General features: G+C 69.5%; 26 protein-coding genes. 13 read left to right on the forward strand and 13 right to left on the reverse strand.

Annotated elements, in window-relative coordinates; all coding sequences use genetic code 11:
* Position 1: 1 nt before the first annotated feature.
* From otnI to E8D38_RS02320, 3 genes are read right to left on the reverse strand one after another with little or no spacing between them, the layout of a single operon-like run.
* Positions 2–796 carry a 2-oxo-tetronate isomerase gene (otnI, locus tag E8D38_RS02310; protein ID WP_140626102.1) on the reverse strand — a complete coding sequence of 265 codons (795 nt, stop codon included), beginning with the start codon at positions 794–796 and terminating at the stop codon, positions 2–4.
* A 16-nt stretch (positions 797–812) separates the two neighbouring features.
* Positions 813–1,337: an RNA polymerase sigma factor gene (locus E8D38_RS02315; RefSeq protein ID WP_246099313.1), complete on the reverse strand. Its 525-nt coding sequence runs from the start codon at positions 1,335–1,337 to the stop codon at positions 813–815.
* 23 nt (positions 1,338–1,360) lie between these two features.
* Positions 1,361–1,570 carry a YgaP family membrane protein gene (locus E8D38_RS02320; RefSeq protein WP_140626104.1) on the reverse strand — a complete coding sequence of 70 codons (210 nt, stop codon included), beginning with the start codon at positions 1,568–1,570 and terminating at the stop codon, positions 1,361–1,363.
* Between the two features lie 210 nt (positions 1,571–1,780).
* On the opposite strand from E8D38_RS02320, the gene E8D38_RS02325 reads away from it, so the two are divergent.
* Positions 1,781–2,161, forward strand: coding sequence for a hypothetical protein (locus tag E8D38_RS02325; RefSeq protein WP_140626105.1), 381 nt, complete (start codon positions 1,781–1,783; stop codon positions 2,159–2,161).
* Between the two features lie 18 nt (positions 2,162–2,179).
* Here E8D38_RS02325 and E8D38_RS02330 read toward each other — a convergent pair whose 3' ends face one another.
* The gene (locus tag E8D38_RS02330) at positions 2,180–3,865 is read right to left on the reverse strand and encodes a magnesium transporter CorA family protein (RefSeq protein ID WP_219851618.1); all 1,686 of its coding nucleotides are present in this window, start codon (positions 3,863–3,865) and stop codon (positions 2,180–2,182) included.
* 218 nt (positions 3,866–4,083) lie between these two features.
* Here E8D38_RS02330 and E8D38_RS02335 point away from each other — a divergent pair, with 218 nt between their 5' ends.
* Positions 4,084–4,347: a hypothetical protein gene (locus E8D38_RS02335; RefSeq protein WP_140626106.1), complete on the forward strand. Its 264-nt coding sequence runs from the start codon at positions 4,084–4,086 to the stop codon at positions 4,345–4,347.
* A gap of 27 nt (positions 4,348–4,374) precedes the next feature.
* Here the strand turns inward: E8D38_RS02335 and E8D38_RS02340 are convergent, their stop codons facing one another.
* Positions 4,375–4,686 carry an antibiotic biosynthesis monooxygenase family protein gene (locus E8D38_RS02340; protein WP_140626107.1) on the reverse strand — a complete coding sequence of 104 codons (312 nt, stop codon included), beginning with the start codon at positions 4,684–4,686 and terminating at the stop codon, positions 4,375–4,377.
* A 107-nt stretch (positions 4,687–4,793) separates the two neighbouring features.
* Between E8D38_RS02340 and E8D38_RS02345 the strand changes: the two genes are divergently transcribed.
* The 3 genes from E8D38_RS02345 to E8D38_RS02355 all read left to right on the forward strand — a co-directional run bounded on the left by E8D38_RS02345 (position 4,794) and on the right by E8D38_RS02355 (position 6,113).
* Complete coding sequence (locus tag E8D38_RS02345; protein WP_140626187.1) at positions 4,794–5,207, forward strand: VOC family protein; 414 nt, start codon at positions 4,794–4,796, stop codon at positions 5,205–5,207.
* Positions 5,208–5,258: 51 nt separating this feature from the next.
* Positions 5,259–5,747 (forward strand): DUF1579 domain-containing protein, encoded by a 489-nt coding sequence (locus tag E8D38_RS02350; protein WP_140626108.1) that lies wholly within the window; start codon positions 5,259–5,261, stop codon positions 5,745–5,747.
* Between the two features lie 126 nt (positions 5,748–5,873).
* The gene (locus tag E8D38_RS02355) at positions 5,874–6,113 is read left to right on the forward strand and encodes a hypothetical protein (protein ID WP_140626109.1); all 240 of its coding nucleotides are present in this window, start codon (positions 5,874–5,876) and stop codon (positions 6,111–6,113) included.
* Here E8D38_RS02355 and E8D38_RS02360 read toward each other — a convergent pair.
* Positions 6,104–6,463 carry a thioredoxin family protein gene (locus E8D38_RS02360; RefSeq protein ID WP_140626110.1) on the reverse strand — a complete coding sequence of 120 codons (360 nt, stop codon included), beginning with the start codon at positions 6,461–6,463 and terminating at the stop codon, positions 6,104–6,106. The two genes, E8D38_RS02355 and E8D38_RS02360, sit on opposite strands and share 10 nt — an antisense overlap.
* 60 nt (positions 6,464–6,523) lie before the next feature.
* The gene (locus E8D38_RS02365) at positions 6,524–6,913 is read right to left on the reverse strand and encodes a VOC family protein (RefSeq protein WP_140626111.1); all 390 of its coding nucleotides are present in this window, start codon (positions 6,911–6,913) and stop codon (positions 6,524–6,526) included.
* Between the two features lie 90 nt (positions 6,914–7,003).
* Between E8D38_RS02365 and trhA the strand changes: the two genes are divergently transcribed.
* Positions 7,004–7,654, forward strand: a complete 651-nt coding sequence (gene trhA, locus E8D38_RS02370) for a PAQR family membrane homeostasis protein TrhA (protein WP_140626112.1) — start codon at positions 7,004–7,006, stop codon at positions 7,652–7,654.
* A gap of 10 nt (positions 7,655–7,664) precedes the next feature.
* On the opposite strand, the gene E8D38_RS02375 is transcribed toward trhA, so the two are convergent.
* A complete protein-coding gene (locus tag E8D38_RS02375; protein WP_140626113.1) occupies positions 7,665–8,657 on the reverse strand; it encodes a GlxA family transcriptional regulator in 993 nt (330 codons plus the stop codon).
* A 109-nt stretch (positions 8,658–8,766) separates the two neighbouring features.
* On the opposite strand from E8D38_RS02375, the gene E8D38_RS02380 reads away from it, so the two are divergent.
* Positions 8,767–9,459, forward strand: coding sequence for a cysteine hydrolase family protein (locus E8D38_RS02380; RefSeq protein WP_140626114.1), 693 nt, complete (start codon positions 8,767–8,769; stop codon positions 9,457–9,459).
* A 51-nt stretch (positions 9,460–9,510) separates the two neighbouring features.
* Positions 9,511–9,684, forward strand: a complete 174-nt coding sequence (locus tag E8D38_RS02385; protein ID WP_140626115.1) for a DUF1328 domain-containing protein — start codon at positions 9,511–9,513, stop codon at positions 9,682–9,684.
* Between the two features lie 74 nt (positions 9,685–9,758).
* On the opposite strand, the gene E8D38_RS02390 is transcribed toward E8D38_RS02385, so the two are convergent.
* The 3 genes from E8D38_RS02390 to E8D38_RS02400 are packed head-to-tail and all read right to left on the reverse strand — an operon-like array spanning position 9,759 to position 11,594.
* Positions 9,759–10,529 (reverse strand): ferredoxin--NADP reductase, encoded by a 771-nt coding sequence (locus tag E8D38_RS02390; RefSeq protein WP_140626116.1) that lies wholly within the window; start codon positions 10,527–10,529, stop codon positions 9,759–9,761.
* The gene (locus E8D38_RS29455; protein ID WP_140626188.1) at positions 10,526–10,735 is read right to left on the reverse strand and encodes a gamma-butyrobetaine hydroxylase-like domain-containing protein; all 210 of its coding nucleotides are present in this window, start codon (positions 10,733–10,735) and stop codon (positions 10,526–10,528) included. The genes E8D38_RS02390 and E8D38_RS29455 overlap by 4 nt, the downstream gene beginning before the upstream one ends.
* Positions 10,736–10,745: 10 nt before the next feature.
* The gene (locus tag E8D38_RS02400; RefSeq protein WP_140626117.1) at positions 10,746–11,594 is read right to left on the reverse strand and encodes an aldo/keto reductase; all 849 of its coding nucleotides are present in this window, start codon (positions 11,592–11,594) and stop codon (positions 10,746–10,748) included.
* An 80-nt stretch (positions 11,595–11,674) separates the two neighbouring features.
* Here E8D38_RS02400 and E8D38_RS02405 point away from each other — a divergent pair, with 80 nt between their 5' ends.
* The 5 genes from E8D38_RS02405 to E8D38_RS02425 all read left to right on the forward strand — a co-directional run bounded on the left by E8D38_RS02405 (position 11,675) and on the right by E8D38_RS02425 (position 16,650).
* Positions 11,675–13,585, forward strand: a complete 1,911-nt coding sequence (locus tag E8D38_RS02405; RefSeq protein ID WP_140626118.1) for a M61 family metallopeptidase — start codon at positions 11,675–11,677, stop codon at positions 13,583–13,585.
* 123 nt (positions 13,586–13,708) lie between these two features.
* Entirely contained in the window at positions 13,709–14,515 is an 807-nt protein-coding gene (gene minC / locus E8D38_RS02410; RefSeq protein ID WP_140626119.1) for a septum site-determining protein MinC, read from the forward strand.
* Positions 14,516–14,546: 31 nt separating this feature from the next.
* Positions 14,547–15,368 carry a septum site-determining protein MinD gene (minD, locus tag E8D38_RS02415; protein WP_140626120.1) on the forward strand — a complete coding sequence of 274 codons (822 nt, stop codon included), beginning with the start codon at positions 14,547–14,549 and terminating at the stop codon, positions 15,366–15,368.
* A 6-nt stretch (positions 15,369–15,374) separates the two neighbouring features.
* Positions 15,375–15,641 (forward strand): cell division topological specificity factor MinE, encoded by a 267-nt coding sequence (gene minE / locus E8D38_RS02420; protein WP_140626121.1) that lies wholly within the window; start codon positions 15,375–15,377, stop codon positions 15,639–15,641.
* Positions 15,642–15,654: 13 nt separating this feature from the next.
* Complete coding sequence (locus tag E8D38_RS02425) at positions 15,655–16,650, forward strand: recombination-associated protein RdgC (RefSeq protein ID WP_140626122.1); 996 nt, start codon at positions 15,655–15,657, stop codon at positions 16,648–16,650.
* A gap of 21 nt (positions 16,651–16,671) precedes the next feature.
* Here the strand turns inward: E8D38_RS02425 and E8D38_RS02430 are convergent, their stop codons facing one another.
* Both E8D38_RS02430 and E8D38_RS02435 read right to left on the reverse strand, forming a co-directional pair.
* Positions 16,672–16,953, reverse strand: a complete 282-nt coding sequence (locus E8D38_RS02430) for a hypothetical protein (RefSeq protein ID WP_140626123.1) — start codon at positions 16,951–16,953, stop codon at positions 16,672–16,674.
* A gap of 113 nt (positions 16,954–17,066) precedes the next feature.
* Positions 17,067–18,041: a LytR C-terminal domain-containing protein gene (locus tag E8D38_RS02435; RefSeq protein ID WP_181178896.1), complete on the reverse strand. Its 975-nt coding sequence runs from the start codon at positions 18,039–18,041 to the stop codon at positions 17,067–17,069.
* Positions 18,042–18,051 lie beyond the last annotated feature (10 nt).

The raw sequence follows: 18,051 nt of genomic DNA on the forward strand, positions 1-18,051 counted from the left end.
TTCAGCTGAGCCCGCGCCACGCCCGAAGCCAGCCCAGCCCCGCGCTGGTGCCGGCGCGCGGCCGGTATTCGCAACCCACGTGGCCGTCGAAGCCGAGCTCGTCGATCAGCGCGAAGAGATAGGGGTAGTTCAGCTCGCCCACGTCGGGCTCGTGCCGCTCGGGCACGCCGGCGATCTGCAGGTGCCCGACCCGGCCGCCGGGCAGGTAGCGGCGCAGCTTCGTCGCGACGTCGCCCTCGACGATCTGGCAGTGGTAGAGGTCCATCTGCACCTTGAGGTTGGCGGCGCCGATTTCCTGCACGATCTGGTGTGCTTCTTCCTGCCGGTTGAGGAAGTAGCCGGGCATGTCGCGGGTGTTGATCGGCTCGATCAGCACGTCGACGCCTGCGCTCGCCGCCTGCTCCGCGGCCCAGGCGAGGTTGGCCACGTAGGTGGCCCGCAGCGCCGCACGGTCGGCGCCCGCAGGAGCCAGCCCGGCCATCACATGGATGCGCGGGCAGCGCAGGGCCTGCGCATGGCGCAGGCCCTGCTCGACGAAACCCCGCCTGAACTCGTCCTCGCGGCCGCCCAGGCAGGCGAGTCCCCGATCGCCGGCTTCGTAGTCGCCCGGCGGCGCGTTGAACAGCACCTGCGAAAGGCCATGCTCGGCCAGCCGCTGCGCCAGCACCGCCGGCTCGTACCGGTACGGGAACAGGTACTCCACCGCGGTGAAGCCGTCCTTCGCCGCGGCCGCAAAGCGGTCGAGGAAGGGGTGCTCCGCATACATCATCGAAAGGTTGGCGGCAAAGCGGGGCATGGTCTCGGGCGTGTCGTCAGCTGCGCGGATTCTCCCCGCCCAGCAGGTATTCGCGCGCCAGGCTGCGCGCGCGGTGCAGGCGGCTCTTCACCGCCGTGGGGGTGAGCCGCGTGCGCCCGGCGATCTCGCCGATGGTGAGTTCCTCGAAGTCGCGCAGCAGGATGACCTCGCGGTAGTGCCCCGGCAGCGACTCCAGCGCCTGTGCCAGCTCCAGGCGCAGGCTGTCGTCGGAGTGCACGGCCAGCCACTGCTCCAGCTTCTCCTCGTCATAGGGGTCGAAGCGGAAGGCCGCGCGCCCGAGGCGCCGGCACTCGCGCTGCACCACGCGGATGAGCCAGCCGGTGAAGGCGGGCAGCGCCCGCAGCGACCGCAGCCGCCGCGCCAGGATCAGCATCGCCTCCTGCACCGCGTCGTCCACGTCGCTGACGAGGCAATGCCGCTGCGCATAGCGGCGGATGTCGGGCCGGCACACCCGCAGCAGCTGGTCGAGGGCCTGCGGGTCGCCGCCATGGGCGGCGGCCAGCAAGGGTTCGTGTCGCATTGCCAAGGCCATGGCGCGCGGCCTCAGCGCGGCGGCACGTCGAGCCGGCGCCCGACCATGGCACACATCGGGCAGTAGCCCACGAGGCCCGACGCCACGAGCCCCAGCGCCCCGGCCGCCACCAGCCAGCCCCACGGGCCCGGCAGCCAGTACAGGGCGGCGGCCGCCACCGCCAGACCGGCCAGCACGCGCAACACCCGTTCCCAGACCGGCACGTTCTTCACATGAAACATCGGAGTTCACCTTGACGGTTGCATGAGGACGACCCTCACCAGCCAAAGAGGCGCCAGTATGCAAAACGGATTCGCGGCACCCAGAAAAAATTCGCCCGCCCCGCTGAGCGAAGGGGCACGGTCCCCGGCGAGCGGACTGCGGGCGGCGGTGGGAAGATGCACCCCCAGGCCCGCCGGATCTGGCTGGCCGCCATCGGCGGGAGCATTGCCATGAAGGCTGCGCAAACCATCCGGCAACTGGGCTTTCGCAAGTGGTACGAGCGGGAGCTGATCCACAGCCATGCCCACCTGGTGCTGCTGGTGCTGAGCGCGGTGGGGCTGCTGGGCAGCGCCGAGGTCTACAGCGGCTCGGCCCCGCTGGCCGACCAGTTGCTCACCGTGGCATGCGCCACCGCCAGCGCAGCCATCGGCCTGTGGGCCCTGCGGCGCTATGTGTACCTCTTGATGCATGCGGAACACATCGCCAACCAGGCGGTCTGCCCCCAGTGCGACGCCTATGCCAAATGGCTGCCGGTCGATGAAGACGCCCGCTACAAGCGGCTGTCGGTGCGCTGCAAGCGCTGCGAATGCTGCTGGGACATCGACCTCTGAGACGCCTCGTCCCCCGGGTCATTCGGAGCGCCGGCCCCACACGGCGAACAGCGAGCGCAGCTTGCCGATGAGCGGCAGGCGCTCGTCCGACAGCGCATCCAGCAGGTCCGACAGGCGCTTGGACTTCATGATGGTGTAGACGGTGAGCACCCAGGTGCCGGCGAACACGACCACGAAATAGAGCAGCCGCAAGGCCAGCGGCTCGTCGGCCGCGGCAATGAGGTTCATGCCGAGGAAACCGGTGGTCACGGTGCCGATGAGGCCGAAGATCGTGACGACCGTGAGCCGCACCACCGTGTTGGCCTGGCGGCGCAGGCTGTCGGCGTCGAGGTAGCTGTTCATGTCGGCGACCCGCTCCTTCACCTCGGCATACAGCGCATCGAGCTCGAGGTGCCTGGCGCACAGGTGGAACAGAGCCTTCACCTGCGCCTGCTGGGACACCTCGTGAAACCAGTAGCGGTGGGTGAAACGCAGGAAGCTCTCGAAGGTCGAGCGGATCGCGCGCTTGAAGCGGCGCACACTGGCCGCATCGCTCACGTCGAGCTGCTTCAGCGCTTCGACCAGCACGTCCGAGAACATCAGCAGCGCCGCCTTCTGGAAGTGCGCAATCATGAACAGCAGGAAGTGCTGGTGGCGAAACTGCGCCAGCACGCCGCGGTCGCGGCAGCCGTAGAAGTCGGACTGTGCATCGCCCACCACCACCAGCGAATGGCCGCTGCACAGGTAGCGGGTGTTGGGCGCCGCCCCGGCCTCGGTCCAGAAGCGGTCGTAGCAGTAGCGCTGCTCGAAGTCGGCCAGGTGTGCGGTGCCGAACGGCAGCGCGGCATCGGCCTCGCCCGCGCCCACCACCAGCCCCAGGCGGATGAAGTCGTCACGCGTGAGTTCGCGTGGTTCGTCGAGCGCCAGGTAGGCCATCAGCGGCATGCGGTAGTACTCGATCTGCCGGTAGCGCAAGACCCCTTCGCTGCCGGAGTGGTCGCCCACCAGCGGATCGAGCAGCCAGGCCCAGTGCGAGGCGATGCGGGGCGCCCGGTGTTCGGCCACGTGGGCCAGGAAGCCCTCCCGCTGCTGCGAGTCCGAGGCGGCCACCACGGTGCCGTCGGCGGCCAGCCACTCGACCGAGCGCATCGCATGCAGCGGCTGACCGGCTGCGTCCCAGCCGGCCGGGTAGGCGCGGCCGAAGCGGTACATGAGCTCCTGAGCGCGCGAAAGGCTCAGCTCGCCGGCATGCACCTCGACGTTGAGCAGCACCACGTCGACGTCGTAGAAGAAATAGAGATCGACGTGAGCCACCTCGAGCACCACCGGTGCTTCGCCCTCGCGCGTGGTCACGCGCACCCGGGCCACGTCGCGGCGGCGCAGCACCCGCATCGGCGAGCCGGTCACGGCATCGGGAGCGCCGCCGCCGCGCCGGGCCCGCCCTTCGCCGTAGAGGAAGCGCTGCACGTAGGGCAGGAAGCTCACGAACTCGTTGTAGTGGCGCTCGTGGAAGCCCTCCGGGTCGCCGGTGTACTCGTCGACCACCTCGCGCCAGGGAGAACCGTGCAGCGTCTGCAGCAGCTCCCACGGCTTCTTCGGGCGGTCGGCCGCCATGGGCAAGAGGCGCAGCGGCCACAGCAGGACCTGCCGGAAGTGGCGCACCTGCGCAGCAGCCGCCGCTTGAACGGCGGCGGCCTGCGCGCCTTCGGCGAGGTCGTGTTTCATCGTGCTGCGAGAGGCGGCAGGAGACGGCGCAGGGATGGTAGGCAGGAGCGCAGCGCCGGGCAATCGGGGCGGACGTCAGCGCCCTCGCCGGCCGACCCGGGGTTGGAATCACCGATGTCAACGAAATGACACATTTAGTCACACAGAGATCCCCCTCATTCGGGGGGCTCGGCGCTACATTGAACCCGTCTCCACGGTGAGCTTGCTCCGCGCCAACCATGCACCACCACGACGCCCTGGCCCCCTGCGCCCCCCTTCAGCAACCCGAAGTGCGCAAGACCTTCGGCCCGGCGCGCCTGTTGCGCCGAGCCGCCGGCCTCCTGGTGCTGATGGTCGTACTGCCGGTCTTCCTGCTGGGCATGGCGGTCGCCCTGCCGGTGGCCCTGCTGGTCGGCGGCGTCGACGCAGTGCAGACGCTGTGGCAGACGGCCCGTCGCCAGATGCATCTGCATCACGGGCACCACCACCACGCCCCTCTCTGACCGCTCCTGCGGCCGCCATGCCCCGGGTCAGCCCTCGCTGCCCGACTTGGCCACCAGCTCGAAGTGCTCCACCTGCGGCGGCTGGGCGAAAAACGGCCCGACGATCGCACGCCAGGCGGCAAACGCCGGCGACTGGCGGAAGCCCACCGTGTGGTCCTCCAGCGTGTCCCACCAGATCATCAGCAGGTAGCGCTCGGGCGACTCGACGCCCCGGTTCACCTTGTAGCCGCGAAACCCCCGGGCCTGGCTGATCACGCTATCGACCCCGCGCTGGATCGCCTCGTCGAAAGCCGCCTGCTGCCCCGCAGGGATGCGGATGTCGGCCACTTCAAGAATCATGGTGTCCCTCCTTCGTTGACGCTCGGCTGGCGGCGATCGTAAACGCCGCTGGCGCCTTGCACGAAGGCCATAGGATGGCCGCCTCCACTTCGCAGTTCCTCCCTTCCATGCGCAGCCTCTTCCACCTCGCCTACCACGTGCGCGACCTCGGCGACGCCCGCCGCTTCTACGGCGGCGTGCTCGGCTGCCGCGAGGGCCGCAGCACCGACACCTGGGTCGACTTCGACTTCTTCGGCCACCAGATCTCGTTGCACCTGGGCGAGCCGTTTGCCACCACCGACACCGGCCGGGTGGGCGGGCACCTCGTGCCCATGCCGCACCTGGGGCTGGTGCTCGAGCTGCCCGACTGGCAGGCGCTGGCCGGGCGGCTGAAGGCGGCCGGCGTGGCCTTCGTGATGGAGCCCCAGGTGCGTTTCGAAGGTCAGCCCGGCGAGCAGTGGACGATGTTCTTCCGCGACCCTTGCGGCAACCCGATCGAGGTCAAGGGCTTCCGCTCGCTGGACACCGTGTACGAGACCTGAGCGGCACCATGCCGCGGGGCGGTTCCAGGGCAGCTTGGCTGGAGACACCACATGAGCGCGTTTGTCGAACTGCAGAAGCAACACCACTGGCTGCAGAAGCTGGTGGGCGAATGGACCTACGAAGGCGAGGCACTGTCAGGGCCCGGCAAGCCGGCCGAAAAGTTCCACGGCACGGAAACCGTGCGCGCGCTGGGCGGTGCCTGGGTGGTGTGCGAAGGCCAGGGCGAAATGCCCGGCAGCGGCACGGCGAGCTCGCTGCTCACCCTGGGCTATGACACGAAACAGCAGCGCTTCGTGGGCACCTGGGTGGGCTCGATGATGGACAGGCTCTGGGTCTATGACGAGGGATTCCTCGATGCCGCCGGGAAGACGCTGACGCTGGGCGCCGAGGGCCCGGACTTCGAGGTCGAAGGCAAGACCGCGAAATACCGCGACGTGATCGAATTCAAGAGCGACGACCACCGCACCCTCAGCGCCTGGGTGCTCGGCAAGGACGGGCAGTGGGCCTCGTTCATGACGACGCACTACCGGCGCCGCTGAACTGGCCGCGATCGCGCCGGCAGACCGTGCGAATTTCCGCGCCGCGCGCGAGCCGCTGACCTGAGCAGCGGCTCGCTTCGCTTACCATGCGCGCCGCCGCTTTTCGCAAGCCCGGCACCGCTCGCCATGCGCATCACTTCCTCACCGCAGTTTCCGCTCACCCGCAACGAGATCTTCAAGGGCGCGCTCGACATGAGCCCGCCCAAGCCGCTCTATTTCGAGCAGGGCGCCACACCCGCCGCTACGCGCGGCACGATGACGGTGTCGCTCGACGACACCCACCGCATCAGCGTGGAGCTGGGCGTGCTGCTGTGGTTCCAGCACGAGCGCCTGCGCGGCGGCACGCTGGTGGACACCTACGCCTGAGGCTGGGAAGCCGGGTGCGCGGCGCGCACCGCCTGGGCCTGTTGCGCCAGCGCCTGCCCGATCTGTCCGGCGTCGGTGGGGCGCACCAGCCGGGTCATTTCCTGGCCGTCCACCAGGAACACCAGCGTGGGCCACAGCTTCACGCCGAAGGAGCGGCCGAGCGGGCGACCCTTGCCATCCTCGATCTTGAGGTGGCGCAGCTGCGGGTGGCCGGTCAAGGCTTGCGCGATGTGCGGCTGGGCAGCTGCGCAGATGCCGCACCAGGGTGCGCCGAATTCCAGCAGGGTGGCGCCGGGCAGCGCATCGACTTCGGCGCGGGGCGGCTCGTTGGGTGAGTAGACGTGGTTCATCGTTCGTGCATCGGTGTCGAGGCAGGCAAGGCCTCCATCTTGCACGGCAATCGCCGTTCCTCAGTCGCCCGCCCCGCCATACGGCCGCGTGATGATCTCCAGCAGGTGGCCGTCTGCATCAGCCCAATAGACGCCGCGGCCTCCGTCGTGGTGGTTGATCTGCCCGCTCTGCCGCCGGCCCGGGTCGGCCCAGTGCTCGATCCCGCGTTCGCGGATGCGGCGGTAGATCTGCTCGAACTCGGCCTCGCTCACCAGGAACGCATAGTGCTGGGACTGCACGGTGTCCTCCTCCTGCGCGAGGAAGTCCAGCGTCACGCCGTTGTCGAGCTCGACGCAGAAGAAGGGCCCGAAGCGAAACGGCTCGGCCCGTCCCAGCAGCGCGGTCAGGGCACGGGCCGAGGCCTGCGGATCGCGCGCGTGGACGATGGTGTGGTTGAGCTGGATGGCCATGCCGTTCTCCTGTTGATCCCGTTGATCCTGTTGACAGGCTACGACCTCAAGCAGACTTCAGGTCAAGCGTCTCGTCTAGGATTCGCAGCCATGACGCTCGAAGACAGACCTCAGACCTGGGGCGAGGAACTGGCCAATGCGCTGAGCCATGGCCTGGGCTTCCTGCTCGCCGTGAGCTCGCTGCCCATCCTCGTGTACCACGCGGCCGTCAATGGCGGCGCCGCCAACGTGGTGGGCGCCAGCCTGTTCGCCGGCACCGCGATCCTGCTGTATCTCGTGTCCACCCTGTACCACGCGTTGCCGCCCGGCCGGGCCAAGGTGTGGCTCAACCGGCTCGACCATGCGTCGATCTACCTGTTCATCGCCGGCAGCTACATGCCCTTCCTGCTGGGCGTGCTGCGCGGCGCCTGGGGCTGGTCGCTGTTCGGCGTGGTGTGGGGCGCGGCGGCGCTGGGCGTGGCCGCCAAGCTGATGGACCGCCTCAAGCACCCGTTCTGGTCCACCGGCCTGTACGTCGCGATGGGCTGGGTGGCGGTGGTGGCCGCGGTGCCGCTCGTGGAGCGCATGTCGGCCGCAGGACTCGCCTGGCTGGTGGCCGGCGGCCTGTCGTACACCGCCGGTGCGGTGGTGTTCCTGTTCGACTCGAAGCTGCGCTACGCGCACTTCGTGTGGCACCTGTTCGTGCTGGGCGGCAGCACCTGCCACTTCTTCGCCGCGCTCTGGCATTCAAACGGCGCCTGACGCGGCGGCATCACGCGCCGCGGAACTGCCGCCGGTAGGCCAGCGGCGAGGTGCCGAACGCGGCCGCGAAGTGCTGCCGCAACGACACCGCCGAGCCGAAGCCTGCATCGAGCGCCACCGTGTCGATCGGGCGGTCGGTGGTTTCGAGCAGGCGTTGCGCCCTGGACAGCCGCTGGTTCAGCAGCCATTGCACGACGGTCGTGCCGGTGACCTGCCGGAAATGCCGTGTGAAAGTGCGCCGGCTCATGGCCGCGCGCTCGGCGAGCGCGTCGAGGCTGTGCGGTTGGTCGAGGTGCCTGGTCAGCCAGGCCAGCACCTTGCCCAGGCGGTGGCCGGCGCCCGACTCCGGCATGGGCTGCTCGATGAATTGCGCCTGGCCGCCCTGGCGGTGCGGCGCCACCACCATGCGGCGGGCCGCACGGTTGGCCACTTCGGCGCCATGCCGTTGCCGCAGCAGGTGCAGGCAGCAGTCGATGGCCGCGGCGGTGCCGGCCGAGGTGACGACGTCGCCGTCGTCCACGTAGAGCACCTGCGGCTCGAGCCTCACCTGCGGGTAGCGCTCGGCGAAGGCCGGCCCGAGGTGCCAGTGCGTGGCAGCGGGGCGGCCGTCGAGCAGACCAGCCTCGGCCAGCACGAAGGCACCCAGGCACAGGCCCACGATGCGCGCGCCGCGCTGGTGAGCGCTGCGCAGCGCGCTGAGCAAGGCTTCGGGCGGGCGGCGCAGGTCGTCGCGCCATGACGGCACGATCACCATGCCGGCCTGCGCCAGCGCGCGCAGGCCGTGGGCCGCCTCGATGCGGAAGCCGGCATTGGTGCGCAGCGGCCCGCCTTCTTCACTGCACACCCGCAGGCGGTAGCGGTGAACACCTTGTTCGTCACGCTCCTCCCCGAACACCAGGCAGGGCACCGACAGGTGGAAGGGGCTGATGCCGTCGAACGCGAGCACTGCGATCGTGTCTTCGCGGCCGGGCTTCGAGGGGGGTGCCGGGCGGGATCGAGGCATGGCCCGATTCTATCGAATGTTGTCATTCGGGCCACTGTCGGACCGGGCCGCGGCGGCCAAGAATGCCTCCCATGCCGGCATCGCCGGTGTTACCCCAAAGGAGCCCCGCATGACCTCGCAAGCCTCGCCCCGCCGCGCCCTCGTGGTGATCGACGTGCAGAACGAATACTTCACCGGCGGCCTGCAGATCGAATACCCGCCGGTCGAGCAGACCCTGCCCAACATCGCCCGTGCCATGGATGCGGCGCATGCCGCCGGCATCCCGGTGGTGGTGGTGCAGCACTCGGAGCCGCCCGAGTCGCCGCTGTTCGGCAAGGGCACGACTCACTGGCCGTTGCATGAAGCCGTGGCCGGCCGCCCCCGAGACCACTACATCGAGAAGCACTGGCCCAGCGTCTTCACCGGCACGGACTTCGCCGACTGGCTGAGCCGGCACGGCATCGACACCCTCACCGTGGTGGGCTACATGACCCAGAATTGCGATGCCTCCACTGTCTTCGAAGCCACGCATCGCGGCCTCAAGGTCGAGTTCCTCGCCGACGCGAGCGGCGCCATCCCCTATGCCAACGGCGCCGGCAGCGCGAGCGCCGAGGAGATCCACCGCGTGTTCAGCGTGGTGTTCCACAGCCGTTTCGCGGCGGTGGCCAGCACCGGCGACTGGATCGATGCGGTGAAGGACCGCACGCCGCTGCCGATGGACAACATCCCCGCGTCATTCGCGCGCGGCCGCGCCACGGCGTCAGCCGGGGCTGACAGCCGGACGAGCCCTGCGCCGCTGCCGGTGCAGGGCAGCGCTTCCTAGCATCGACTCCACACCCGCGTGTTTTTCTGCGCGGGGAAAAGGAGACTCATCATGCTCAAGTGGGCGTTGATCTTTGCAGTGATCGCCGTGGTGGCCGGCCTGTTCGGCTTCACCGGCATTGCCGCCGGCGCAGCGGGTATCGCGAAGGTTCTCTTCTTCATCTTCGTGGTGCTGTTCGTGCTGGCGCTCATCCTCGGCGTGACGGTGTTCAAGGCCGTCAAATAGAGGCGGCTGCGGCGTTGCGGCTCAGCCGAGCCGAGCAGCAGCGCCGCAGCCCGAGCGGTGCAGGCTCCACCGGCTCACTTCTCGACGAAGGCCCGCTCGATCACATAGTGGCCCTGGTGGCTCATGTTGCCTTCCTTGAGGCCGAGCTTGTCGAACCAGGCGCGCACGTCCTTCAGCATCTCCGGGCTGCCGCACAGCATGAAGCGGTCCTGCTCCAGGTCGGCCTTGCGGCCGATGTCCTGGAACAGCTTGCCGGTCTCGAGCAGCGTGGTGAGGCGGCCCTGGTTGCGGAAGGCCTCGCGGGTGACGGTGGGGTAGTAGATGAGCTGCGTGGCGACCTGCTCGCCGAAGAACTCGTTCTTCTTGAGGTCGTGCTCGATGAGGTCGTGGTAGGCCAGTTCGTCGACCTGGCGGCAGCCGTGCACCAGCACCACCTTCTCGAAGTGCTCGTACACCTCGGGGTCGCGGATCACGCTCATGAAGGGGGCTAGGCCGGTGCCGGTGGACAGCAGGTACAGCGTCCTGCCCGGCAGCAGGTTCTGCAGCAGCAAGGTGCCGGAGGCCTTGCGGCCGATGAGCACCGTGTCGCCGGGCTTCACATGCTGCAGGCGCGAGGTGAGCGGGCCGTCCTGCACCTTGATGCTCAGGAACTCGAGGTTCTCTTCGTAGTGCGGGCTCACCATCGAGTAGGCGCGCAGCAGCGGGCGGCCGTCGACCTGGAGACCGATCATCGTGAACTGGCCGCTCTGGTAGCGGAAACCGGGGTCGCGGGTGGTGGTGAAGGAAAACAGCCGGTCGGTCCAGTGGTGGACGTCCAGAACCTTCGATTCGTACACATTGCTCATCGACTCAACCTCAGCGACTTTTCCTGGTTTGCAAGCTGCGCCAACCGGCGCAAAAAGCGCCAAGGATAAATCCCCCGGCCATGCCGGTCGGAAAGGACCAGGTGCAAACCTTTGTCCGCCACCGGTTCCAGGGCCGTCAACCGTGCGGTTTTTGGCGCAGGCGGCGTTCCCTGGCGGCGCGCCTGCTCAGGCGCCGGGCGCTGCAGCGCCCCCCGCTCAGTTCACCGCCAGGGGCTGCCGGCGCTTCGGCGGCGGGAAGGCGGTGTCGAGGGCGGCCAGCGTCTCGCGGTCGAGCTGCACGTCGGCGGCCGCCAGGTTCGCGCGCAGGTGTTCGGTCTTCACCGCCTTGGGGATGGCGATCACGCCGCCGTCACGCAGCGTCCAGGCCAGTGCCAGCTGGGCCGCGGTGATGCCGCGCCGCAGGCCGAGCTCGGCGAGCATGATGTTGCGGGCAAGCTCGGCCTGGTCGATCGGGCTGTAGGCCATCAGGGGCACGCCGCGTTCACGCTGCCACGGCAGCAGGTCGAACTCGACGCCGCGCTGGCTCATCGAGTACCACACCTGGTTGGCCGCGCAGGCGCCCGACACCGGCCACAGCTCCTGCAGGTCGTCGACGTCACAGTTGCTCACACCCCAGTGGCGGATGCTCTGCCGGGCGCGCAGCGCCTCGAACCCTTCGACGGTCTCGCGCAGCGGGTGCGAGCCCCGCCAGTGCAGCAGGTACAGGTCGATGTGATCGAGCCCCAGCCGCGCCAGGCTGCGTTCGCAGGCGGCCACCGTGCCGGCACGGCTGGCGTTGTGCGGGTAGACCTTGCTCACGATGAACAGCTCTTCCCGCCTCACGTCTCCCGCCTGCACCGCGCCGCGCAGCGCCTCGCCGACCACGCTCTCGGCGCCGCCTTCGCCATACATCTCGGCGGTGTCGATGAGCCGGTAGCCCATCTCGATGGCCTCTCGCACGGCCGCCACCTCGCCGGCGCGGGTGCGTGCCGACTCGCCCATGCGCCAGGTGCCCAGCCCCAGCGCCGGCACCTTCTCGCCACCCGGCAGACTCACGTGTTTCATCGTCTCGTGTTCCTTCGGGCGCGGCACGGGGCGCCCGTCTCCGTTATCGTGCGCGCTTTCACAAGGGACTGCCAACATTCATGACATTCAACCGACTGTCGCGACGGGCACTGGTGTTCGCCAGCAGCCTGTGCATGGCCTTCGCCGCCGCCTCACAAGGGCTGGCGGCTGCCAAGGACGAACCCTATCTGGGCCCCATCTCGCTGCAGGTCGACGCCACCGACCTTGACCGCAAGATATTTCGCGTGCGTGAAACGCTGCCGGTGCAGGCCGGCCGGCTCACGCTGCTGTATCCGCGCTGGATCCCAGGCCACCACGGCCCTACGGCCGACGCCGGCAAGCTGGCCGGCCTGAAGGTCAGCGCCGGCGGCACGCCGCTGGCGTGGACACGCGACGCGGTGGAGCCGCACGTCTTCCACGTCGACGTGCCGCAAGGCGCAAGTGCGCTGCAGCTGGAATTCGAGCACCTGTCGCCCGTCACCAGCGACACCGGGCGCGTGACGATGACCCGCGAGATGCTCGGCGTGCAGTGGCACACGGTGCTGCTGTACCCGGCCGGCCATGCGGCGAGCCGCATCGAGGTGGCGCCCAGCCTGAAGCTGCCCGCCGGCTGGCAGCACGGCACCGCGCTGCGGCCCGACCCGGCCCGGCCGGCCGCCGAAGGCTGGACCCACTACCGCAACGTCTCGGTCGAGACACTGGTCGATTCGCCTGTCTTCGCCGGCCGGCACTTCAGGCGGGTCGAGCTCGAAGGACCGGGCTCGCGCCGCCCGGTGGTGCTCAACATGATGGGCGACGACCCGTCGCACATCACGGCCACCGTCGAGCAGCTCAACGCGCACCGGCAGCTCGTGCTGCAGGGCGACCGGCTGTTCGGCGCGCGCCACTTCGCGCACTACGACTTCCTGCTCGCCATGAGCGACAGCTTCGGCGGCATCGGCCTGGAGCACCACCAGTCGAGCGAGAACGCCGTGAAGCCCGGCTACTTCAAGGACTGGGGCAAGGCAATCCTGTCGCGCGACCTGCTGCCGCATGAATACGTGCACTCGTGGAACGGCAAGTTCCGCCGCCCTGCCGAGCTGACCACCGCGCACTACAACGAACCGATGCGCGACAGCCTGCTGTGGGTCTACGAAGGCCAGACGCAGTACTGGGGCAACGTGCTCACCGTCCGCACCGGCCTGGCCACGCTCGAACAGGCGCGCGACGGCTGGGCCACGATCGCCGCCTGGGCCGAACGCCGCGCCGGCCGCCAGTGGCGCAACCTGCAGGACACCACGCAGGAAGCCATCATCGGCTGGCGGGCGCAGAAGGACTGGGCCGACTGGCAGCGCGGCGCCGACTACTACGACGAGGCTGCGCTCATCTGGCTCGATGCCGACACGCTGATCCGCGAACGCTCGGGCGGCAGGAAGTCGCTCGACGACTTCGCCCGTGCCTTCTTCGGCGTGGAGGACGGCCGGGTCGCGCCCCTCACGTACACCTTCGACGACGTGGTGAAGACGCTCAACGGCGTGCTGGCCCACGACTGGGCCCGCTTCCTGCGCGAACGGCTCGACAGCCACGACAAGGCGCCGCTCGACGGCCTGGCGCGCGGCGGCTGGAAGCTCGTCTACACCGAAACGCCGAGCGAGTCCTTCAAGGCGGAGGAGGCCGACGCCAAGCGCACCCACCTGAACCATTCCATCGGCCTGTCGGTGGACAACGGCAGCGGCAAGTTGACCACGGTGAACTGGGACAGCCCGGCCTGGCGCGCCGGCGTCGCCCCCGGCGCCACGCTGGTGGCGGTGAACCTGCGGGCCTTCAAGCCCGAGCTGCTGAAGGACGCCGTCACCGCCGCCAAGGACGGCCGGGGGCTGGAGCTGCTCCTGAAGGAAGGCGACGACTACCGCATCGTGCGCATCGATTACCGCGGCGGCCTGCGCTACCCGAAGCTCGAGCGCCTGCCCGGCACCGAGGACCGCCTGAGCAAGCTGCTGGCGCCGCGTTGAGGGCAGTGGCCGCATGCCAGGTGCGTGACATGCGGCCCGAACAATCGATTACGAGGGCCGCCCGCGCCTGCCGCATCATCCGCGGTCGATACACTTGCGACCTTTCGCCCCTCGTACCGTTTCATGGCTGTCGTCTCCCGCTCCCACGCTCCCGCCACTGCGGCCTTTGCCCTGCGGAGCGCCGCGCTGACGCTGGTGTGTGTGGTACTCAAGACCACCGACCTCGCCAGGCTGGCCGAAGAGCTGGACACGCGCATCGGCGCCACGCCGGAGCTCTTCGACAACGACCCGGTGGCGATCGACCTGTCACCGGTGCGCGAGGCGGCCGAGGCGATCGACTTCGCCGCGCTGATCGGGCTGCTGCGGCAGCACCGCATGCTGCCCATCGCCGCCAAGGGCGGCAGCCCGCAGCAGATGGCCGACGCGCTGGCTGCCGGCCTGGCCGAGGCCCCCGAAGGCGGCCTGCCGGCGCGCGCCGAAGCGGCCGAGCCCGCAACAACCCAGGCTGAAGCGCCGAAGCAGCCCGAGGCCCCCTCGCCTGCGCCGCAACAGGCGCAGCAGCAACCACCGCCGCCACAGCAGCACCAGCAGGCGGTGCGCACCCTGCTCATCGACAAGCCGCTTCGTTCAGGCCAGCAGGTGTATGCCAAGGGCGCCGACGTGGTGGTGCTCGCGGCGGTGAACCCGGGCGCCGAGGTCATCGCCGACGGCAGCATCCACGTGTATGCGCCGCTGCGCGGCCGTGCGATCGCCGGCGCCAAGGGCTACGAGCAGGCCCGCATCTTCACCACCTGCATGGAGGCGCAGCTCGTCTCCATTGCGGGCACCTACCGCACCACCGAAGTGCCCTGGCCGGCCGACGTGCTCGGCAAGCCCGCTTCGGTGCGCCTCGAAGGCGACAAGCTCATCGTCGAGCCGCTGAAGGCTTAGCAGTTTCCAGTTTCGAAAGGACCCATACCCGATGGCCACCAAGATCATCGTCGTGACCTCCGGCAAGGGAGGCGTCGGCAAGACGACCACCAGCGCGAGCTTCGCGTCAGGCCTGGCCCTGGCCGGCCACAAGACCGCCGTGATCGACTTCGACGTCGGCCTGCGCAACCTCGACCTCATCATGGGTTGCGAGCGGCGCGTGGTGTACGACCTCATCAACGTGATCCACAACGAGGCCAACCTCAACCAGGCGCTCATCAAGGACAAGCAGTGCGAGAACCTGTTCGTGCTGGCGGCCTCGCAGACGCGCGACAAGGAAGCGCTGACGCAGGACGGCGTGGAGCGGGTGCTCAAGGACCTGGCCGACATGGGCTTCGAGTACATCGTGTGCGACTCGCCCGCCGGCATCGAGACCGGCGCCCTGATGGCGATGCACTACGCCGACGAAGCCCTGGTGGTCACCAACCCCGAGGTTTCGTCGGTGCGCGATTCCGACCGCATCCTCGGCATCCTGGCCTCCAAGACCAGGCGGGCCATCGAAGGCAAGGAGCCGATCAGGGAGCACCTGCTGATCACCCGCTACAACCCCAACCGCGTGCAGGGCGGGCAGATGCTGTCGCTCACCGACATCCAGGAGATCCTGCGCATCCCGCTCATCGGCGTGATCCCCGAGTCCGAGACGGTGCTCGACGCGTCGAACCAGGGCATCCCGGCCATCCACATGAAGGGCACCGAAGTGTCGGAGGCCTACAAGGACGTGGTCGGCCGCTTCCTCGGCGAAGACAAGCCGATGCGCTTCACCGACGCGGTGAAGCCCGGCTTCTTCAAGCGCGTGTTCGGCGGCGGGAGGTAAGCACCCATGTCCTTCCTGTCCCGTTTGCTGGGCGAGAAGAAGCCCACCGCGACCGTCGCGAAGGAGCGGCTGCAGATCATCCTGGCGCACGAGCGCTCCGGCCGCGGCGGCGCACGCCCCAACTATCTGCCCGACCTGCAGCGCGAGCTCGTCGCGGTGATCTCGAAATACGTGTCGATCAAGCCCGACGACATCAAGGTGAACCTGGAGCGCCAGGACCATCTCGACGTGCTCGAAGTGAAGATCGAACTGCCGGAAACGCCGGCGAAGTGACCTGGTTGCGACGATGTTCAAGAACATCCTGATCTATCGCATCACGCAGTGGCAGCCGCCGCCGCTGAGCGAAATCGAAGGCCGCCTCGACGGCTCCCGCTTCATCGAATGCGGCGCCTCGCAGATGGAGTCCTCCGGCTGGGTGGAGCCGCGCGGCGAGAAGCACGGCGCCCTGGTCGAAACCATCGGCGGGCAGACGGTGCTCAAGCTGTGCGTGGAGCGCAAGGCGGTGCCCGCCTCGGCGGTGAAGGCCGAGCTGGAGACGCGGCTCGACAAGGTGGAGCAGGACACCGGCCGCCGCCCCAAGGGCAAGCGCGCGAAGGAGCTCAAGGAAGAGATCGTCCATGAGCTGCTGCCGCGCGCCTTCCCGAAGCGCGGCACCACCTACGTGTGGCTCGCCCCCAAGCCGCAGCTGGTGATCGTGGGCGCCGCGAGCCTCAAGAAGGCCGACGGCATCGTGAGCCAGCTGGTCGAGCTGCTGGGCGGCGGCATCATGCTGGCGCCGCTGCAGACCCAGGTGTCGCCCGCCGCCGCGATGTCGGAGTGGCTGTCGTCGCAGGAGGCGCCTGCCGGCTTCTCGATCGACCGCGAATGCGAGCTCAAGCAACCCGACAGCGAAAAGGCCACGGTGAAATACCTGCGCCACACGCTCGAGATGGACGAGGTGGGCGAGCACATCAAGCAGGGCAAGCTGCCCACGCAGCTCGCAATGACCTGGTCGGGCCGGGTGTCCTTCGTGCTGACCGAAACGCTGGCGGTCAAGAAGATCAAGCTGCTGGACGTGGTGCTCGAAGGCGCGGGGTCCGACGGCAAGCCCGAAGACAACGGCTTCGATGCCGACGTGGCGCTCACCACCGGTGAGCTGGGGCAGATGATCCCGGACCTGATTGCCGCGCTGGGCGGGGAGCAGGAGCCCGGGCAGCCGCCCGTGGCGCCCCAGGGCGAGCCGGCGGCCCAGGCCGCAGGCTCGACGACCCCGCCGTGGGAGTCGGAGCCGGTGGCCGCCTGAGGCGGCCTTCTTGCCGCGCCGTCAGCGGCGGCGAACGGCGAAGTAGCCGCCGTCGAGGTCGAGCAGGGTGGCGGCGAGCCAGCCATGGCCGCCGACGTACACCCGTTCGACCCCGGTGGAGCGGCAGCGCACCGACACCAGCGGCGCGCTGGTGGCCAGCACGCCCGCCAGCGCGTCGGAGCGGTCTTCCTCGATATCGAAGTCGCCGGCGTTGTAGCCGCGCGAGCGGGCGAACCGGTCGAACAGCTGGCGTTGCGGCGAGCGCGGCGTGGCGCGGCGGCAGGGCATGGCGGGGTCGAACATGGCTTGTCTCTTGTCTGGAATGCCGGGATTGTTCGCGCCCGGCCGCGGCGGCGCCATCCCGTCGATGAGGGCCACCGAAGGGGGGAGGTTTCCCCCGTCGGAGGGCCGCAGGGTCAACGCGGCGTGGCGTGGTTCACGGCCAGCGCCACCTGTTCGCGCAGGTCGTGCCCCAGCACCACCCGCACGTCGCTGCGCGAGGGCCCGGCGGGCTGCTCGGCCAGCGCCGCCGGCAGCGGCATGCGGCTGGCGATCTCCTGCGCTTCGGCGGCGAAGCCGCTGCGGTAGTACACCACCGTGGCCGGCTCGGCATAGGGCAAGAGGTTGGTCAGGCGGGCACGCGAGCCCAGGCCGCGCTGCTGCAGCCAGCCGCTCACCCAGGCCGCCATGCCGGTGATCCCGTTGCCGTTGGCGATCTCCACCCGCAGGCCCTGCAGCCGCGCCGGCTGGGGCAACGGCGGCGGCGCCTCGGGCTCGGCCGCCACCGCGGCTTCGCGCACCACCTGCAGCGGCGCAATGGTCGGTTCGGTCTGCACCTGGGTCGCGGCAGGGGCCGCCGGGGTGGCCGGTGCCGCGTCAACGACGGCCGCAGGCGCAGCGGCGGCAATGGCCGGCTCGACGGCAGGCGCCACCCGCTGCAGGTTGGCCCGCGCCATCGCATGGGCCGGGTCGAGCAGCACCGCGGTGCGCAGCGGGTCGCGGGCCTCGTCGTCGCGGCCGGCCAGGATCAGCGCATAGCCCAGGTTGTTGTGCAGCCGGGCGCGTTGCGGCGCCAGGGCGACGGCCTGCCGCAGCACCGCCACCGCCTCTTCGTGATGCCCCTGTCCCGCCAGCGCGACGCCCAGCGCATCGAGCACGTCGACGTCGCCGGGCGCCTGCGCGGCGGCGCGGCGCCAGGCCTGCAGCGCGTCGGACCAGCGGCGCTCGCCTTCGTATTGCCGGGCCAGCGCCGCATAGCCCGGCGCCATGCCGGGGGCGGCGTGCGAGACGCGGTAGTTCGGCTCGACTCGCCAGGCCTCGGGCGCGGGGCCTGCACAGCCGGCCAGGGCCAGGGCAATGGCGGTGAGGGCCAGGGTTCGGGAATCAAACATGGCAGCGCCT

Source organism: Methylibium rhizosphaerae (genome assembly GCF_006386545.1).
Taxonomy (GTDB): Bacteria; Pseudomonadota; Gammaproteobacteria; order Burkholderiales; family Burkholderiaceae_C; genus Pseudorivibacter; species Pseudorivibacter rhizosphaerae.

Coding starts and splice junctions, on each gene's coding strand:
- otnI (WP_140626102.1), bottom strand. CDS start 796: ATGCCCCGCTTTGCCGCCAACCTTTCGATGATGTATGCGGAGCACCCC.
- E8D38_RS02315 (WP_246099313.1), bottom strand. CDS start 1,337: ATGCGACACGAACCCTTGCTGGCCGCCGCCCATGGCGGCGACCCGCAG.
- E8D38_RS02320 (WP_140626104.1), bottom strand. CDS start 1,570: ATGTTTCATGTGAAGAACGTGCCGGTCTGGGAACGGGTGTTGCGCGTG.
- E8D38_RS02325 (WP_140626105.1), top strand. CDS start 1,781: ATGAAGGCTGCGCAAACCATCCGGCAACTGGGCTTTCGCAAGTGGTAC.
- E8D38_RS02330 (WP_219851618.1), bottom strand. CDS start 3,865: ATGAAACACGACCTCGCCGAAGGCGCGCAGGCCGCCGCCGTTCAAGCG.
- E8D38_RS02335 (WP_140626106.1), top strand. CDS start 4,084: ATGCACCACCACGACGCCCTGGCCCCCTGCGCCCCCCTTCAGCAACCC.
- E8D38_RS02340 (WP_140626107.1), bottom strand. CDS start 4,686: ATGATTCTTGAAGTGGCCGACATCCGCATCCCTGCGGGGCAGCAGGCG.
- E8D38_RS02345 (WP_140626187.1), top strand. CDS start 4,794: ATGCGCAGCCTCTTCCACCTCGCCTACCACGTGCGCGACCTCGGCGAC.
- E8D38_RS02350 (WP_140626108.1), top strand. CDS start 5,259: ATGAGCGCGTTTGTCGAACTGCAGAAGCAACACCACTGGCTGCAGAAG.
- E8D38_RS02355 (WP_140626109.1), top strand. CDS start 5,874: ATGCGCATCACTTCCTCACCGCAGTTTCCGCTCACCCGCAACGAGATC.
- E8D38_RS02360 (WP_140626110.1), bottom strand. CDS start 6,463: ATGAACCACGTCTACTCACCCAACGAGCCGCCCCGCGCCGAAGTCGAT.
- E8D38_RS02365 (WP_140626111.1), bottom strand. CDS start 6,913: ATGGCCATCCAGCTCAACCACACCATCGTCCACGCGCGCGATCCGCAG.
- trhA (WP_140626112.1), top strand. CDS start 7,004: ATGACGCTCGAAGACAGACCTCAGACCTGGGGCGAGGAACTGGCCAAT.
- E8D38_RS02375 (WP_140626113.1), bottom strand. CDS start 8,657: ATGCCTCGATCCCGCCCGGCACCCCCCTCGAAGCCCGGCCGCGAAGAC.
- E8D38_RS02380 (WP_140626114.1), top strand. CDS start 8,767: ATGACCTCGCAAGCCTCGCCCCGCCGCGCCCTCGTGGTGATCGACGTG.
- E8D38_RS02385 (WP_140626115.1), top strand. CDS start 9,511: ATGCTCAAGTGGGCGTTGATCTTTGCAGTGATCGCCGTGGTGGCCGGC.
- E8D38_RS02390 (WP_140626116.1), bottom strand. CDS start 10,529: ATGAGCAATGTGTACGAATCGAAGGTTCTGGACGTCCACCACTGGACC.
- E8D38_RS02400 (WP_140626117.1), bottom strand. CDS start 11,594: ATGAAACACGTGAGTCTGCCGGGTGGCGAGAAGGTGCCGGCGCTGGGG.
- E8D38_RS02405 (WP_140626118.1), top strand. CDS start 11,675: ATGACATTCAACCGACTGTCGCGACGGGCACTGGTGTTCGCCAGCAGC.
- minC (WP_140626119.1), top strand. CDS start 13,709: ATGGCTGTCGTCTCCCGCTCCCACGCTCCCGCCACTGCGGCCTTTGCC.
- minD (WP_140626120.1), top strand. CDS start 14,547: ATGGCCACCAAGATCATCGTCGTGACCTCCGGCAAGGGAGGCGTCGGC.
- minE (WP_140626121.1), top strand. CDS start 15,375: ATGTCCTTCCTGTCCCGTTTGCTGGGCGAGAAGAAGCCCACCGCGACC.
- E8D38_RS02425 (WP_140626122.1), top strand. CDS start 15,655: ATGTTCAAGAACATCCTGATCTATCGCATCACGCAGTGGCAGCCGCCG.
- E8D38_RS02430 (WP_140626123.1), bottom strand. CDS start 16,953: ATGTTCGACCCCGCCATGCCCTGCCGCCGCGCCACGCCGCGCTCGCCG.
- E8D38_RS02435 (WP_181178896.1), bottom strand. CDS start 18,041: ATGTTTGATTCCCGAACCCTGGCCCTCACCGCCATTGCCCTGGCCCTG.